Raw genomic sequence first — 12,865 nt, forward strand, 5'->3', positions numbered from 1 at the left:
GCCAAGCGCGATGCGAAGCGCGGGCTGGCGTCGCTGTGCATCGGCGGCGGGATGGGCGTCGCGCTCGCGGTCGAGCGCGGTTGAGCAGAGTCTGACGATAGTGCACGCATGCGGCGCCGGCCAGCGCCGCACACACAGGCAGCAAACTTCGCGCGCAACAAGCTGCCAACAACAAGCGTGATGTTCCGGTGCGCGCCACGTCCGCCCTGCGGGCGCCAGCGCATCGCAGCGGCGGGGCGGCAGCATGTGCCATGCCGTCGCCCCGCACCTTTGACTACTTTTCTTGTCGGTAACTCATAGGATGACTAAGCGAATTGCAGTTGTGACGGGTGGGATGGGCGGTCTCGGCGAAGCGATCAGCATCCGGTTGAACGATGCGGGCTACCAGGTCGTCGTCACGTATTCGCCGAACAACACCGGCGCCGATCGCTGGCTGACCGAGATGCACGCGGCCGGTCGCGAATTCCACGCGTATCCGGTGGACGTGGCCGATTACGATTCGTGCCAGCAATGCGTCGAGAAAATCGTCCGGGACGTCGGCCCGGTCGACATCCTGGTGAACAACGCGGGCATCACGCGCGACATGACGCTGCGCAAGCTCGACAAGGTCAACTGGGATGCGGTGATCCGCACCAACCTCGATTCCGTGTTCAACATGACGAAGCCGGTCTGCGACGGCATGGTCGAGCGCGGCTGGGGACGCATCGTCAACATCGCGTCGGTCAACGGCTCGAAGGGCTCGGTCGGCCAGACCAACTACGCGGCCGCGAAGGCCGGCATGCACGGTTTCACGAAATCGCTCGCGCTCGAGACCGCGCGCAAGGGCGTGACGGTGAATACGGTGTCGCCGGGCTACCTCGCGACGAAGATGGTGACGGCGATCCCGCAGGACATCCTCGATACCAAGATCCTTCCGCAGATTCCGGCGGGACGGCTCGGGAAACCCGAGGAAGTCGCGGCGCTGGTCGCCTATCTGTGCTCGGAAGAGGCCGGTTTCGTGACGGGCTCCAACATCGCGATCAACGGCGGCCAGCACATGCATTGACGCGCGGCGGCCCGGGCGGCGTTCGCGCGCGCGTCCGGGCCGTGCTCCCGCTGTATCCAGCGCCGGGGCGGCGCGCACGCGCGCGGTGACGGAACACGGACGCAGGTTCGCCGCGCATGCGGCGGGCCGGGTGCGCCCGCGCGCCGGCTACCGCGTCGCGGCACGCACGCCGCACCGGCCTCGCATTCCGGAGGAGGCATGGGTGACACCTGGATGGGACTCGCGATCGGCGGCTCGGCACTGGCCGTCGCGCTGACGATGGCGATCGCGCTTCACTGGCTCGAGCGGCGCCGCGCGCGGTTGCTGCGCAACTTCGATCATCGCGATTGCTGGCTGGTCGCGTACGGCAAGTGCTTCGCGCGCGGGCCGGCGCGTCGCACGCGCGGCGGCGCGCGCTGACGGCGGTGGTGCGGCACCGCCGCGTTCACGCGTCGTGCCGCGTCCCGCGCATCCGTCTGCGGTGCGCGGGACGTTCGCACTCAATCGCTCTTTCGCGCGCCTTCGCCTGAATCGTTCTTGTGGAAGATCCGCTTCGTCGTGCGCTTGGTGGCATCCCAGCCTTCGCGCGACGCGTGCGCGATGCCGTGGCCGACCGTCTTCGCGGCGCTCGCGGTCGCGTGGCCGAAACTGCGCGCGGCCTCGCCGGTCTTGTGCGCGGCTTCCTTCGAATCGCGCTTGATGTCCTGCTTCACTTCCGACATGTCCGCGTGCGCGATCGGGCTGATCAGCGCGAGAACGAACGCGGTGCAAATGAACTGACGTGCTTTCACGGCCTGGTTTCCTTGGGGCTGGTTCATCTAGGGTCCGCGCGGCCCGCGGGCGGCGCAACGCGCACGCCGGTTGCCGATGCATCGAGCATCACCGCGGCGCGGCCGCCGAGCAACACGCGCTCTCCGCAGCGCAGCGTGAAGCCGTACAGCACGGAGCGGTCGTCGCCGCCGATGCGTTCGGCGTCGACGATCAGCGGCAGCTCGAACGTGTCGAGCCGGTCGACGAACGCGTCGACGTTGCGCACGCTCGCGAGATAGCCGGCGCGCGGCCGCGCGGGTTCCGCCTGCGCCTGCTGCGCACCGAGCAGCGCGCCGTGCACGGCCATTGCCTGTGCCGCATATTCGATCCCGCAGACCGACGCGAGCCGGCCGCGCGAGCGCAGCGGGTTGTGCGGGTCGCGGTGGCTCGTCGCGCTGCAGCGGATGCGCGCGGCGTCCCACGCTTCGACCCGATCGAGCAAGCACATCGTACCGTCGTGCGGAATGTGCGCGGCGATCCATGCGCGATCGAGCGTGACCGGCGCAGGCATCGGCGTCGAAACGGGCGTCGTCATCGCGCGTGCCCCGCCGCGGCATTCGGCAGTGCGATATCGACCTGCACGCGCGTATCTTCCAGATAGTCGAGCACGACGCTCGCCGCGCGCCGCGCCGCGAGCGCGTCGAGCAGCGGCAGCGCGCGCGCGGCCGGATTGCCGGTGCGCAGCGCGTCGAGTTCGGGGTTCGCAAGCGTCGTCGCCGGCGCGTCGGTGAGCCGCACGTCGATGCGCGCGAGCGTGCGTTCGCTCGCGTCGGGCGCGAGCACGAGCGCGACGCCGAATGCGTCGACGATCGGCCGCACCGCGTGCAGCGGCTCCGGATAGTCGGTGTCGTAGGCGATCAGCAGGCTCGGCACGCGATCGACCATGACCTGGCACACGCTTTCGAGCAGGCCCGCGGCGAAGCTGCCGTCGTGCGCGCACAGCACGTTCGACGTCGCCATCGCGCGGGTCGCGATGCTCCAGTAGCCGGCCGGCGCGTTGTGCACGGAGTTGTGAAAGCGCGTGGGCGACAGGTGGCGATCGTCGCCGGCGAGGGTCTCGCAGATCGCGTGGCAGTTCTGGCCGTCACCGCCGGACGCGCTGAACACGGTCGCGAGCGTGGCCGCATCGCGCCCGCTCGCGGCTGCCGCTTCGAGGCCGACCGCGAGCGCGACGCGCACGACGGGGCCGGTGCGGCGGCGTTCCGCCGGCGGCAGGCCGGCAGGCGGCGGCAGCACGGTGCGCGCGCTCGCATACGCCGCGCGGCCCGCGAGCACGTCGGCCGCGTGCGGCCAGTCGTTCAGTCCCGGCCCGACGAGGCCGACACTTTCGATGAAGGCGGTGACGGTCATGTCGGCTCCCGGCGGCTCGCATGCCCGGCGCGGCCGAAGATCAGGCTGCAGTTCGTGCCGCCGAAGCCGAACGAATTCGACAGGACCGCACGCACGCGCGCATCGCGGCTCGCAAGCACGTAGTCGGCGGCCAGCGCCGGGTCGGGTTGCGTCGTGTTGACGCCGGCCGGCACGAACTGTTCGCGCAGCGCCAGCGCGGCGACGACCGCTTCGAGGGCGCCGGCCGCCCCGAGCGTGTGACCGGTCGCGCCCTTCGTCGAGCTGCACGGCGTGCGCGCGAGCAGCCCGCCCACCGCGCGGCTTTCGGCGGCATCGTTGCTGGGCGTCGCGGTGCCGTGCAGGTTCACGTAGTCGATGTCGCTTGCAGCGAGGCCGGCCGACGCGAGCGCCTGTTCGATCGCGATGCGCGCACCGAGCCCTTCCGGATGCGGCGACGACATGTGATGCGCATCGCTCGATTCGCCGATGCCGAGCAGCAGGATCGCGTCGCCGTCGAGCGCGGCGGGCGCGTCGGGCACGCGTTCGAGCAGCGCGAACGCTGCCGCTTCGCCGATCGAGATGCCGTCGCGGGCGACGTCGAACGGGCGGCACGGTCGGCGCGACAGCAGTTCGAGCGAATTGAAGCCGTACAGCGTCGTCAGGCACAGCGAATCGACGCCGCCGACGACGGCAGCATCGATCAGCCCCGCTTCGATCATCCGGCGCGCGGAGCCGAACACCTTCGCGCCGGACGAGCACGCCGACGAGATTGCCATCGCCGGCCCGCGCAGCGCGAAATACGCGCGCACGAACGCAGCCGGCGAATACGGGTTGTGCGTGTGCGCGTAGCGGAATCCGGCGGGCAGGGCTCCGCTGGCCGGATCGCGCTGCTCGTACGCGCGCTCGGTCTCGAGGATGCCGGACGTGCTCGTGCCGACGAACACGCCGACGCGCGCGGCGCCGTGGCGCGACACGGCCGCCGCGACGCGCGCGTCGAAGCCGTCCTGGACGAGGCCGAGTTGCGCGAGGCGGTTGTTGCGGCAGTCGAAGTCGGCGAGATCCGCGCGCACGGGCTGCGCATCGACGCCGTCCACGGCGCCGATCCAGGTGTCGAGATCGGCGCGTTCGAAGTCGCACGGCGTGAGCCCGCCGCGTGCGTGGCGCAGCGCGTCGACGGTCGCGTCGAGGCCGCGGCCGATGCAGCTGGTGGCGGTGAAGTGCGAGAGCAGGAGAGGTTTCACGAGGGTCGTATCCGGTGGCCGGAACGGGCGCCGCAGCGAGGCTGGCGGGCGCGCCGGGCGTGGTCAGATTTTATCAAACGGGGGAGCCGGCATGCCCGGCCCGGCGGGCGGATCGGACGGTTCGGGGGCGAGCGCGGCGCGCAGCGTGGTCCAGTGCAACTGCGCATCGGCGGCCGCGTGCAGCAGCGCGGGCAGCACGTCGAGCACCACTGGTTCGCCACGCGCGTCGCGCGCCGCGTGGCCGTCGTGCACGAGCAGGATGTCGCGCGCAGCCAGGCCGTTCAGCAGGCGGTGCGTGACGGTATCCGCATCGCGCGCGCGCGTGTCGAAGCCGCGGCGCGTCCAGCTGGCGAGCTGCAGGCCGAACTCGCACAGCACCGGCTCGAGAAACGGATTGCGCAGGCCGGCCGGCGCGCGGAAGAAGCGCGGGCGCGTGCCGGCGATCTCGGTCAGCGTCTGCTGCGCGGCCGCGATTTCACGGCGCAGCGCGGCGGGCCCCGACAGCGAGAACGTATGCCGGTGCCGCTGGCTGTGGTTCTCGACCGCGTGGCCGCGCGCGACGATCGCTTCGATCCACTGCGGATGGCGGCGCGCGAGATCGCCGATGCAGAAGAACGTCGCGCGCGCGTCGTGGCGATCGAGCAGGTCGAGCACGCGCGGCGTGACGTCGGGGTCCGGGCCGTCGTCGATCGTCAGCGCGATCCGGCGGCCGGCGCCGGCCGGCAGGCGCGTCCAGTTCGGCCCGAGCAGCGCGCTGCGCGGCCACAGGCCGGCGGCGGTCAGTGCGAGATGCGACGCGACCACGCCACCGGCGGCCCACGGCCATGCGGCCGGTTGCGCGACGACGGCCGCGAGCGCGCCCGCGTGCAGCGCGGCCGTGCCCGCGATCAGCGGCGTCGGTTTCCAGCGGCGCGCATCGCCGGGCTGGCGAGGCGGAACGGACGACGGCGCGTTCATGCGCGACCTCCTGTCGGCTCACGATGAGGGCTGCCAGCGGCCACCGCCGCCGCGCGCGGCGCGAGAATCGCGGCGAACGCGAGCGCGAGCATCGCACCGGGGCCGACGGTCAGCCCGAAGGTTTCGAGCAGCGGCACCCGCGACAGCGCGAGCAGGCCGAAGCCGGCGACCGTCGCGAGGTTCGCGATCAGCAGCGACACGAGCGTGTGCGGCGTGACCGGTTGCGCGTCGTCGCGCTTGCAGAAGAACAGCGCATAGTTCGAGCCGACCGCGACGATCAGCAGCATCCCGACGAGGTGCAGGATCGTCAGCGGCACGCCGGCGAGCGCGAAGCCGGCCGTCACCACCAGCACGGCCGCGACCAGCGGCGCGAGCGCGCGTACGACGCGGCGCGGCGAGCGTAGCGCGATCAGCAGCAGCACGGCGATCGCCGCGAAACCCGCGAGCGACAGCCGGATGTCCTCGTGCACGTAGTTCACGTACAGGCGGTCGGCCTCGGCCTTCATGTCGACGAACAGCGCGTCGGGCACGCCGGCGCGCGCGACGGCCGCGCGAATCGGCGCGGCATCGAGCGCCGGAGCGGCCGGACCGGTGCGTGCGACGTCCGGCGCGCGCAGCGGCAGCATCGCGCGCCAGCGGCCCGCGCGCTCGGTCAGCAGCGCGTCGACGGCGAGCGCCATCGACGTGCCGCGCAGGTCCGCGCGCGTGAGCAGCGGCGCGTGGCGTGCGGCCTCGACATCGGCGATGAACGGAGCGAACAGCTCGGGCCTGACCGGGATCGGCTGGTTCGCGACGGCCGCGCGCATGCGTGCGGCAAGCGTGTCCTCGTCCGGCAGGCTCGCCTGGCGCGCGCGCTGCGCGGCGTCGCTCGGCAGGTAGCGCGCGGGACTTTCGAAGCCCGCGAGCGCGCCGCGCTCGACGAGCGGCTGCAATTGCGCGGCGACCCGTTCCGCGCGTTCGAGCGCGGCCTGTTCGGTCGGCGCGGAAATCACGACGAGATAGCGCACGTCCGGCGCGCCGAGATCGGCGCGCAGGCGTGCGTCGAGTGCCTGCGCGCCAGCGGGCACGGGGCTCAGTGCCGCAAGCTCGCGGCTCCACAGGCCGTCGCGATGCAGCATGAGCGTCGCGCACGCGGCGAGCACGAGCGCGGCGAGCGGCCAGCGCAGCCGCGGCGCGGCAGCGGCCGCCCGCGCGAGCACCGCGCCAACGCGCGACACGTCGCGAATCGCGACGTGCTCGCCGCGCAGGTGCGGCAGCACGAAGCGCGTGACGAGCGCGGCGGCCGTCAGCCCGGCGATCGAGTAGAGCCCGAGCTGCACGAGGCCCGGAAAACCGGAGAACAGCATCGACGCGAAGCCGCACACGGACGTCAGCACGCCGAGCCGGATCGTCGGCCAATAAGCGGCGATCCACGCCCGCGTCGCGTCGGCGGGCCGTGTGGCGCCGCGCGCGCCGGCCTGCGCCGATTGCACGAACAGGTAGATCGAATAGTCGACGGCTTCGCCGATCAGCGTCGTGCCGAAGCCGAGCGTCAGCCCGTGGACCGTGCCGAACGCGATGCCGACCGCCGCGATGCCGGCGGCGATGCCCGTCAGCACCGGCAGCAGCCCCAGCGCGAGCGTGCGCGGCGAGCGGTACAGCGTCAGCAGCAGCGCGACGATCAGCACGACGCTCGCCGTCGACAGCCGCTCGACGTCGTGCCGGATCGTGTCGCGCGTGTCGACCGAGAACACGCCTGGGCCGGTCATCGCGAGCGTGTACGCGGCCGGGTTCGGCAGCGCCTGCGTCGCGGCGGAGAACGCGCGGCGCACCGCGTCGATCGCGCGTGCCTGCGCATCGGTGTCGGAGCCGGGCGCGGCCGTCTGCACGACGAGCACCGCGCGCGTGCCGTCGCGCGACGCCCACACGCCGTCGCGGCTGGCGGGCTGCGCGCCGCTGTCGAGCTGGTCGACGAGCGCCGTCACTTCGCCGGTCGGGTCGCGCGGCAGCAGTGCCTTCGCGACGAGCCCCGCCGACGAACTCAACAGGTCGAGGCTGTCGCCGAGCGCCTGGTGCAGGCCGTCCGCGCTGAAGCGCTGCGGCGCGACGGCCGGGCTCAGCAGGTAGCGATGGTCGAACACGAACTGCCGGTCGTGTGTGTCGTCGACGGCTTCGCCGTTGTTGATCGAGGAGAATTGCCGGTCGGCGCGCAGCGTGTCGGCGACGCGCCGCGACAGCGCGGCACGCGTGGCCGCATCGCCGCCGTCGATCGCGACGAGGATCAGCCGCGACACGATGCCGTCGCGCAGTTGATCGACGAGCACGCGCTGCCCCGCGCTCGGTGCGCGCGGCAGGAACGCGGACAGGTCGGCCGTGAAGTTCGCGCGGGCGATCGCGATCCCGCATGCGACGAGCGCGAACAGCCACACGAGCACCGCGCGTTGCCGCCACGCGGGCAGGCGGTGCGTGACGGGGGCGGGCGGCCGGGTGCGATCGTCCATCAGTTCGCCGGGACGGGTTGCAGGCGCATCGTCGAACGGTCGCCGTCGGCCTGCCGGATCGCGACGCTGCGCAACACGTCGCGCGAGCCTTCGAGCGTGATCGTGCTGACGACCTTCAGCATCCGCGAGTCGAGCGGCGTGAGCGTCAGCGTCCAGTCGTCGCCGCGACCGGCGAGCGCGACCTTGTAGACCTGCTCGAGCGCATAGCGGTTGCCGGCGAGCGTCGCGCGGATGCTGTCGATGAACGCGCCGAGCTCCGGATAGCGCGCGAGCGCGAGCGTGTACTTGCGGTTGTTGCGCTCGACGGTGAGCATGTCGCCGTCGACCACGAGATGTTCGGGCTTCGGGTTCAGCGTGTGCTTCTCGAGATGGTCGGGTGCGACGAACACGAGCTCGCCCGACGATTCGAGCGGCTGCGTGGTGATCGACAGCGTCTTCGTCTCGGTGAACGTCGCGCGCCCCGACTTGTGCTGCGCGAGTGTCGACATCAGCCGGTCGAGGGTCCATGCCGAACCGGTGTCGGCCGCGTGCGCGGGCAGGGCGAGTGCGACGGCGGCCGTGACGGCGAACCTGCGTGCGGCGCGGCGCAGCGCGCGCGGGTGCGGCAGCGGGAACATCGGCAGCGACATCGGCGGAAAGCGGCGAACGGCGGTCATGCGTCGGAATCCCTCGTGGCGGACAGGCCGGCGCACGCGTGCGCCGCGTCGCGGCGCGCGGCGGCCGTGCCCGTCTGCCAGAAATCGAAATAGTTGAACCAGTTGTACGGCGCCGCGCGACAGTACTGGTCGAGCAGCGCGACGTAGCGCGCGAGCGCCGCGTCGACGGCCGCCGCGCGCGTGTCGCGGCGCACGTCGGAAAAATCGGCGAGCGTCTCGAAGTGCACATCGTAGCGGTTGCCGTCGCGATAGAGGCCCGTCATGAACAGCACCGGACGCCGCAGCATCGCGGCCATGTACAGCGGCCCGAGCGGGAATGCCGCCGGCGCGCCGAGCAGCGGCAGCCACCGCAGCGACGCGGTCGCGTCGTCGAGCAGCGTGCGGTCGGCGAGCATCCCGACCATGCAGTTCGCGTCGAGGCGTTCGCGCACCTTCAGCATCGAGTCGACCTGCCCGAGCGGAATCACTTCCGGCTTCGCGGCCGGGTTGACGGCGGCGAGCGTCGCGTTGATCTTGCGCGCGTTCTCTTCGAACATCGTGACGACGACGCGCAGGTCCGGGCGCGTGCGGCCGATCGCGCGCACGACTTCGAAGCTGCCGAGATGCGCGCCCATCAGGAATGCGCCGCGCCCGCCGGCGAGCGCGGCGTCGACCCGCGTCTCGCCGTGCAGCCGGATGTCGAACAGGTCGAAGCGGCCGTTCATCAGGTAGATGCGGTCGTGGATCGTCGCCGCGAACGTGAACACGTGCCGGTACACGTCACGCCAGCGCGCGGGACGGCCGAGCACGCGGCGCAGGTAGTCGCGCGACGCGGCGCACGCGACCGGCGAGAACAGCACGAAATAAGTCGCGACGGTATGCAGCACGATGCGCGACGGCCGCCGGCCGAAACGCAGCGAGATCCAGGTCATCGCGCGCAGCAACCCGGCGTTGCTGCGTTCCTGGCGCTCGGCCCATGCGGTGCGCTTCATGGCTGCGCGCCGTCCTGCGCGGCCGGCGGCGCGGACAGCACGCCGGTCGCGACGTCGCGCGCACCCGCGCGCAGCGTGAAGCGGATCGCGCCGCCGGCCGGTGCATCGAACGCGAGATCGAGCGCCTCGCCCGGCGCGACCGGGCTCAGGAATTTCGCGGAAGCCAGCCGCCACGTATCGAGCGGGCGATTCAGCGATGCGCCGAGTGCGGCGATCGCGTGATCGAGCAGCACGACGCCCGGCACGATCGGACGACCGGGGAAATGACCGGGCAGCGCCGGATGATCGGCGGGAATCGTGAACGCGAGCGGCGCATCGGGCGCGTCCGTCGCGGCGCGCTCGCGCACGTCGGCCCCGGCGGCGCGCGTGTGCCGTGCGACGAGCGCGGCGACCACGTCGCGCGGCAGCTTGCCCGTTTCGTTGCGCGGCAATGCGTCGACGAACACGAGCGGGCGCGGCATGAACGCCGGATCGATCCGTTCGCGCAGCGCGCGCTGCAGGTCGGCCGCGGCGAGCGTCGGCGCGACCACGAGCGCGACGAGGCGCGTGACCGGTTCGCGGGTCGCATCGGCGTCGGCCGGCGCGATGTCGTCCGGCATGAAGAACACGCCGTCCACGACGTCGGCAATCGCGTTCAGCTGATGGTTCAGGTAGGCGAGCGACGTGCGCTTGCCGGCGATGTTGACGAGGTCCGCCTTGCGGCCGTGCAGCAGGAACCGGCCGTCGCCGAGCAGCTCGAGCGCGTCGCCCATCGGGACCGGGGTTTCGACGTGTCCGCCCGACACCCACACGGTCGGGCCGCTGTCGTCGCCGGCGGCGTCGTGGTCCGACACGTCGTGCGCCGCGCGCGCGTCGAGCCGGATGTCCGGGAACGGTTGCCACGCGGCGCCCTGCGACGTGCGGCGCGTCGCGATCTGGCCGGTTTCGGTGCTGCCGTAGATTTCGACGAGCGGCGCCTCGAGCGCGGCCTCGGCTTCGCACGCGAGTTTTTCCGACAGCGGCGCGGTGGCCGACAGCACGAGCGCGGCCGGCGGCAGCGCATGGCCGGCCGACAGCAGCGCGCGCAGGTGGATCGGCGACGTGACGAGCACGCGCGGCTGCGGGATCGCGGCGAGTTCGTCGCGAATGTCGACCGGGTAGAACGGCTGGCGGTTGCTGAACGCGAGGCCGCCGATCAGCGCGAGCAGCACCGTCGATTCGAAGCCGTACATGTGCTGCGCGGGCACGGTGCCGATCAGCGTGGCCGCGCGGCCGTCGAGCAGGCCGAGGCGCTCGGCCGCCGCGCGCACGCAGCCGACCAGGAAGCCCCAGGTCTTGCGGTGCGGCACCGGCGCGCCGGTCGAGCCGGACGTGAACACGTACGCCATGATCCGCGACGCGTCGATCTGCGGCACCACGCACGGTGCGTCGTCGGGGAGTTCGCCGGGTGCGGCGTCCGGATACGCGAAGCGCGGCAGGTCGATCGTGCAGTCCGGCGCGTCGTGCAGGCAGAACGCGTCCGGTGCGAACGACGCGAGCTGGCGCACCATCTCGGGCGTGTGCGTCGACGGCAGCAGGCTGATCCTGCCGGTGACGAGCGCCGCGCACAGGCTGACCGCGAAGCGGTAGCGGTCGCGGCACACGTTGAACACGTGGCGGCCGGCGGGCAGTGCGGCGGCCACGCGCGCGACATCGGCGACGAACGTGCGGACGGTGACGGGCGTGCCGTCGCGCCAGGCGATCGTCTGGTCCGGCGAGGAATGGAATACCAGCGGGTGAGTCGGCATAAATCGGTCAAAGCGGAAGGCGGTCACCGGCGCGGCCGCGATGCGGCGCCGCGACGGCCATGAATTCATCGTGACGGCTGCGTCGACGCGCGGTACGCGCGCACCGCGTCGACCATCCGCGGCCGCGCGTCGTGCGGCAGCGCGAAGCGCCGGCACGCATGCTCGGCGGCGAACATCACGGCGACGAGCGGCAGCGACAGGTAGTTCGCGAATGTCGACCACGCGACGATCGGCGCGGTCGCGAACAGCAGCGTCGACACGGCGGCGATCGCGACGAAGAACAGCGTCCATGCGAGCGTGATGTGCCGCGTGTAGCGCGCGACGGCCGGCGTGATCGTGCCGTGGATCAGCGTCGCGAAGCGCGTGCAGAGCGGCACCTGGCCGGCCGCGAGGGTGCGGCCGAACAGCAGCGCCATCGCGAGGTTGAAGCTCGCGTGCTCCAGATACAGGCCCCATTCGAAATGGCGCGCGAGCGGGATGCGCACGGCCCACAGCGCGACGGCGGCCAGCAGCCATGCCGGCACGAGCCAGGCGCGCCGCGGCGAGCGTAGCGCCGCGCCGAGCGCGAGCAGCAGTGGCGGCACGAGCGCCATCGCGAGGCCGAAGCCGTGCGCGCCGGGCGTCGCGGCCGCGTAGTGCGCGCCGATCTGGTACGCCGCCACCGCGGCGACCGCGCCGGCGCCGCGTGCGATGCCGAGCGGCGTGCTCATCGCGGCGCTCCGGGCGCGCGGCGCGGGTGCGCGTTGACGCCGGCTGCCGCGGCACGGCGGCAAACGGACGGACAAACCGGAGCGAGGGGAGCGGACGGGCGCGGCATGGTTGCTGGAAACATCGGGCGGATCGGGGCCGGACGCGTGCGTCGGGCCGTCAAACATCATATGAATGGCGGCCGGGACGCTAGTCCGGGCCGGCTGTCGTGCACGCACATTTTAGGGCCGCGGCGCGGCGGTTCGAGGCAGGTGCAGCCGGGTTTTGTAACCGAATGTATGGCAGCGCACTGAAGCTTTTGCGGCGACGATCCATTTCCATCCGAAGCGGCTCAAGCGTCTGCTGCGATCGGGTCCCGAAACCGGCCGTGGCGGGGGCCCTTCAGTCTGTAACCATTCCCCGTATACGTGCCGATACCCATCGTCTAGAATCCGCGTAACTTTTACAAACGATCCCCAATAACGCAGGCGGGGAAGCCGGCAGACGCCGGAGGGACGGAGATTCGCGCGCCTCGCACCGCGCCGGGCGTGCACGACGGCTGCCGTTTTCCGGGCGCCTCCCGCTGCCATGGGCCGCCTGCCCGCAAGCATGATGAACGCACTGGAACAAGAGCTCGCCACGCTGATCATCGGCGAACTGAATCTCGAAGACGTCCCGCTCGAAACGGTGACGGCCGGGACCCCGCTGTACGGCGAGGGCTTCGGGCTCGACTCCATCGACATCCTGGAAATCGCGCTGCTGATCTCGAAGAAGTACGGCTTCGAGCTGCGCTCGGACAATCCGGACAACCAGAAGATCTTCGCGACGCTCGGCGCGCTTGCCGCGTACGTCGCCGCGCATCGCACGAAGTGACGGCGGCGCGCGCGGGCGCGACGCGGCACGCAGAGGATGACGGCACGCGGCGGCGGCTGGATGCACCGCCG

Annotated in this window: 14 protein-coding genes; 3 read left to right on the plus strand and 11 right to left on the minus strand. The window is 71.9% G+C overall.

Going from position 1 to position 12,865, the window contains the following annotated elements; all coding sequences use genetic code 11:
- The coding region (locus DIE16_RS37465; RefSeq protein ID WP_311769731.1) for a hypothetical protein at positions 1-246 on the minus strand (246 nt) is incomplete at its 3' end.
- A gap of 55 nt (positions 247-301) precedes the next feature.
- Between DIE16_RS37465 and phbB the strand changes: the two genes are divergently transcribed.
- Positions 302-1,045, plus strand: coding sequence for an acetoacetyl-CoA reductase (gene phbB / locus DIE16_RS33605; protein WP_044847445.1), 744 nt, complete (start codon positions 302-304; stop codon positions 1,043-1,045).
- Between the two features lie 198 nt (positions 1,046-1,243).
- Positions 1,244-1,444: a hypothetical protein gene (locus tag DIE16_RS33610; protein WP_044847444.1), complete on the plus strand. Its 201-nt coding sequence runs from the start codon at positions 1,244-1,246 to the stop codon at positions 1,442-1,444.
- Positions 1,445-1,524: 80 nt separating this feature from the next.
- On the opposite strand, the gene DIE16_RS33615 is transcribed toward DIE16_RS33610, so the two are convergent.
- The 10 genes from DIE16_RS33615 to DIE16_RS33660 all read right to left on the minus strand — a co-directional run bounded on the left by DIE16_RS33615 (position 1,525) and on the right by DIE16_RS33660 (position 11,944).
- The gene (locus DIE16_RS33615) at positions 1,525-1,842 is read right to left on the minus strand and encodes a hypothetical protein (RefSeq protein WP_124488573.1); all 318 of its coding nucleotides are present in this window, start codon (positions 1,840-1,842) and stop codon (positions 1,525-1,527) included.
- Entirely contained in the window at positions 1,839-2,369 is a 531-nt protein-coding gene (locus DIE16_RS33620) for a hotdog family protein (protein ID WP_124894233.1), read from the minus strand. Before DIE16_RS33620 ends, DIE16_RS33615 begins: the two co-directional genes overlap by 4 nt.
- Positions 2,366-3,184 carry a beta-ketoacyl synthase chain length factor gene (locus tag DIE16_RS33625; protein WP_124521012.1) on the minus strand — a complete coding sequence of 273 codons (819 nt, stop codon included), beginning with the start codon at positions 3,182-3,184 and terminating at the stop codon, positions 2,366-2,368. The genes DIE16_RS33620 and DIE16_RS33625 overlap by 4 nt, the downstream gene beginning before the upstream one ends.
- Positions 3,181-4,404: a beta-ketoacyl-[acyl-carrier-protein] synthase family protein gene (locus DIE16_RS33630; protein ID WP_124894234.1), complete on the minus strand. Its 1,224-nt coding sequence runs from the start codon at positions 4,402-4,404 to the stop codon at positions 3,181-3,183. The genes DIE16_RS33625 and DIE16_RS33630 overlap by 4 nt, the downstream gene beginning before the upstream one ends.
- Before the next feature lie 63 nt (positions 4,405-4,467).
- Positions 4,468-5,361 (minus strand): polysaccharide deacetylase family protein, encoded by an 894-nt coding sequence (locus DIE16_RS33635; RefSeq protein WP_124894235.1) that lies wholly within the window; start codon positions 5,359-5,361, stop codon positions 4,468-4,470.
- The gene (locus tag DIE16_RS33640) at positions 5,358-7,841 is read right to left on the minus strand and encodes an MMPL family transporter (protein ID WP_124894236.1); all 2,484 of its coding nucleotides are present in this window, start codon (positions 7,839-7,841) and stop codon (positions 5,358-5,360) included. The genes DIE16_RS33635 and DIE16_RS33640 overlap by 4 nt, the downstream gene beginning before the upstream one ends.
- On the minus strand, positions 7,841-8,497 hold the full coding sequence (locus DIE16_RS33645; RefSeq protein WP_124572105.1) for an outer membrane lipoprotein carrier protein LolA: 657 nt from the start codon (positions 8,495-8,497) through the stop codon (positions 7,841-7,843). The genes DIE16_RS33640 and DIE16_RS33645 overlap by 1 nt, the downstream gene beginning before the upstream one ends.
- The gene (locus DIE16_RS33650) at positions 8,494-9,468 is read right to left on the minus strand and encodes an acyl-CoA synthetase (RefSeq protein ID WP_124894237.1); all 975 of its coding nucleotides are present in this window, start codon (positions 9,466-9,468) and stop codon (positions 8,494-8,496) included. The genes DIE16_RS33645 and DIE16_RS33650 overlap by 4 nt, the downstream gene beginning before the upstream one ends.
- The gene (locus DIE16_RS33655; protein ID WP_124894238.1) at positions 9,465-11,234 is read right to left on the minus strand and encodes an AMP-binding protein; all 1,770 of its coding nucleotides are present in this window, start codon (positions 11,232-11,234) and stop codon (positions 9,465-9,467) included. Before DIE16_RS33655 ends, DIE16_RS33650 begins: the two co-directional genes overlap by 4 nt.
- A gap of 65 nt (positions 11,235-11,299) precedes the next feature.
- Complete coding sequence (locus DIE16_RS33660; RefSeq protein ID WP_124488582.1) at positions 11,300-11,944, minus strand: hypothetical protein; 645 nt, start codon at positions 11,942-11,944, stop codon at positions 11,300-11,302.
- A gap of 565 nt (positions 11,945-12,509) precedes the next feature.
- On the opposite strand from DIE16_RS33660, the gene DIE16_RS33665 reads away from it, so the two are divergent.
- Positions 12,510-12,794 carry a phosphopantetheine-binding protein gene (locus DIE16_RS33665; protein WP_014896047.1) on the plus strand — a complete coding sequence of 95 codons (285 nt, stop codon included), beginning with the start codon at positions 12,510-12,512 and terminating at the stop codon, positions 12,792-12,794.
- Positions 12,795-12,865: the final 71 nt, after the last annotated feature.

This window comes from Burkholderia sp. Bp9090 (genome assembly GCF_003857985.1).
Classification (GTDB): Bacteria; Pseudomonadota; Gammaproteobacteria; order Burkholderiales; family Burkholderiaceae; genus Burkholderia.

What these genes read in the sequence shown, in the direction of transcription:
- DIE16_RS33620 (WP_124894233.1), bottom strand. Translation starts at nt 2,369, where the DNA reads ATGACGACGCCCGTTTCGACGCCGATGCCTGCGCCGGTCACGCTCGAT.
- phbB (WP_044847445.1), top strand. Translation starts at nt 302, where the DNA reads ATGACTAAGCGAATTGCAGTTGTGACGGGTGGGATGGGCGGTCTCGGC.
- DIE16_RS33615 (WP_124488573.1), bottom strand. Translation starts at nt 1,842, where the DNA reads ATGAACCAGCCCCAAGGAAACCAGGCCGTGAAAGCACGTCAGTTCATT.
- DIE16_RS33610 (WP_044847444.1), top strand. Translation starts at nt 1,244, where the DNA reads ATGGGTGACACCTGGATGGGACTCGCGATCGGCGGCTCGGCACTGGCC.
- DIE16_RS33655 (WP_124894238.1), bottom strand. Translation starts at nt 11,234, where the DNA reads ATGCCGACTCACCCGCTGGTATTCCATTCCTCGCCGGACCAGACGATC.
- DIE16_RS33635 (WP_124894235.1), bottom strand. Translation starts at nt 5,361, where the DNA reads ATGAACGCGCCGTCGTCCGTTCCGCCTCGCCAGCCCGGCGATGCGCGC.
- DIE16_RS33650 (WP_124894237.1), bottom strand. Translation starts at nt 9,468, where the DNA reads ATGAAGCGCACCGCATGGGCCGAGCGCCAGGAACGCAGCAACGCCGGG.
- DIE16_RS33665 (WP_014896047.1), top strand. Translation starts at nt 12,510, where the DNA reads ATGGGCCGCCTGCCCGCAAGCATGATGAACGCACTGGAACAAGAGCTC.
- DIE16_RS33640 (WP_124894236.1), bottom strand. Translation starts at nt 7,841, where the DNA reads ATGGACGATCGCACCCGGCCGCCCGCCCCCGTCACGCACCGCCTGCCC.
- DIE16_RS33645 (WP_124572105.1), bottom strand. Translation starts at nt 8,497, where the DNA reads ATGACCGCCGTTCGCCGCTTTCCGCCGATGTCGCTGCCGATGTTCCCG.
- DIE16_RS33660 (WP_124488582.1), bottom strand. Translation starts at nt 11,944, where the DNA reads ATGAGCACGCCGCTCGGCATCGCACGCGGCGCCGGCGCGGTCGCCGCG.
- DIE16_RS33625 (WP_124521012.1), bottom strand. Translation starts at nt 3,184, where the DNA reads ATGACCGTCACCGCCTTCATCGAAAGTGTCGGCCTCGTCGGGCCGGGA.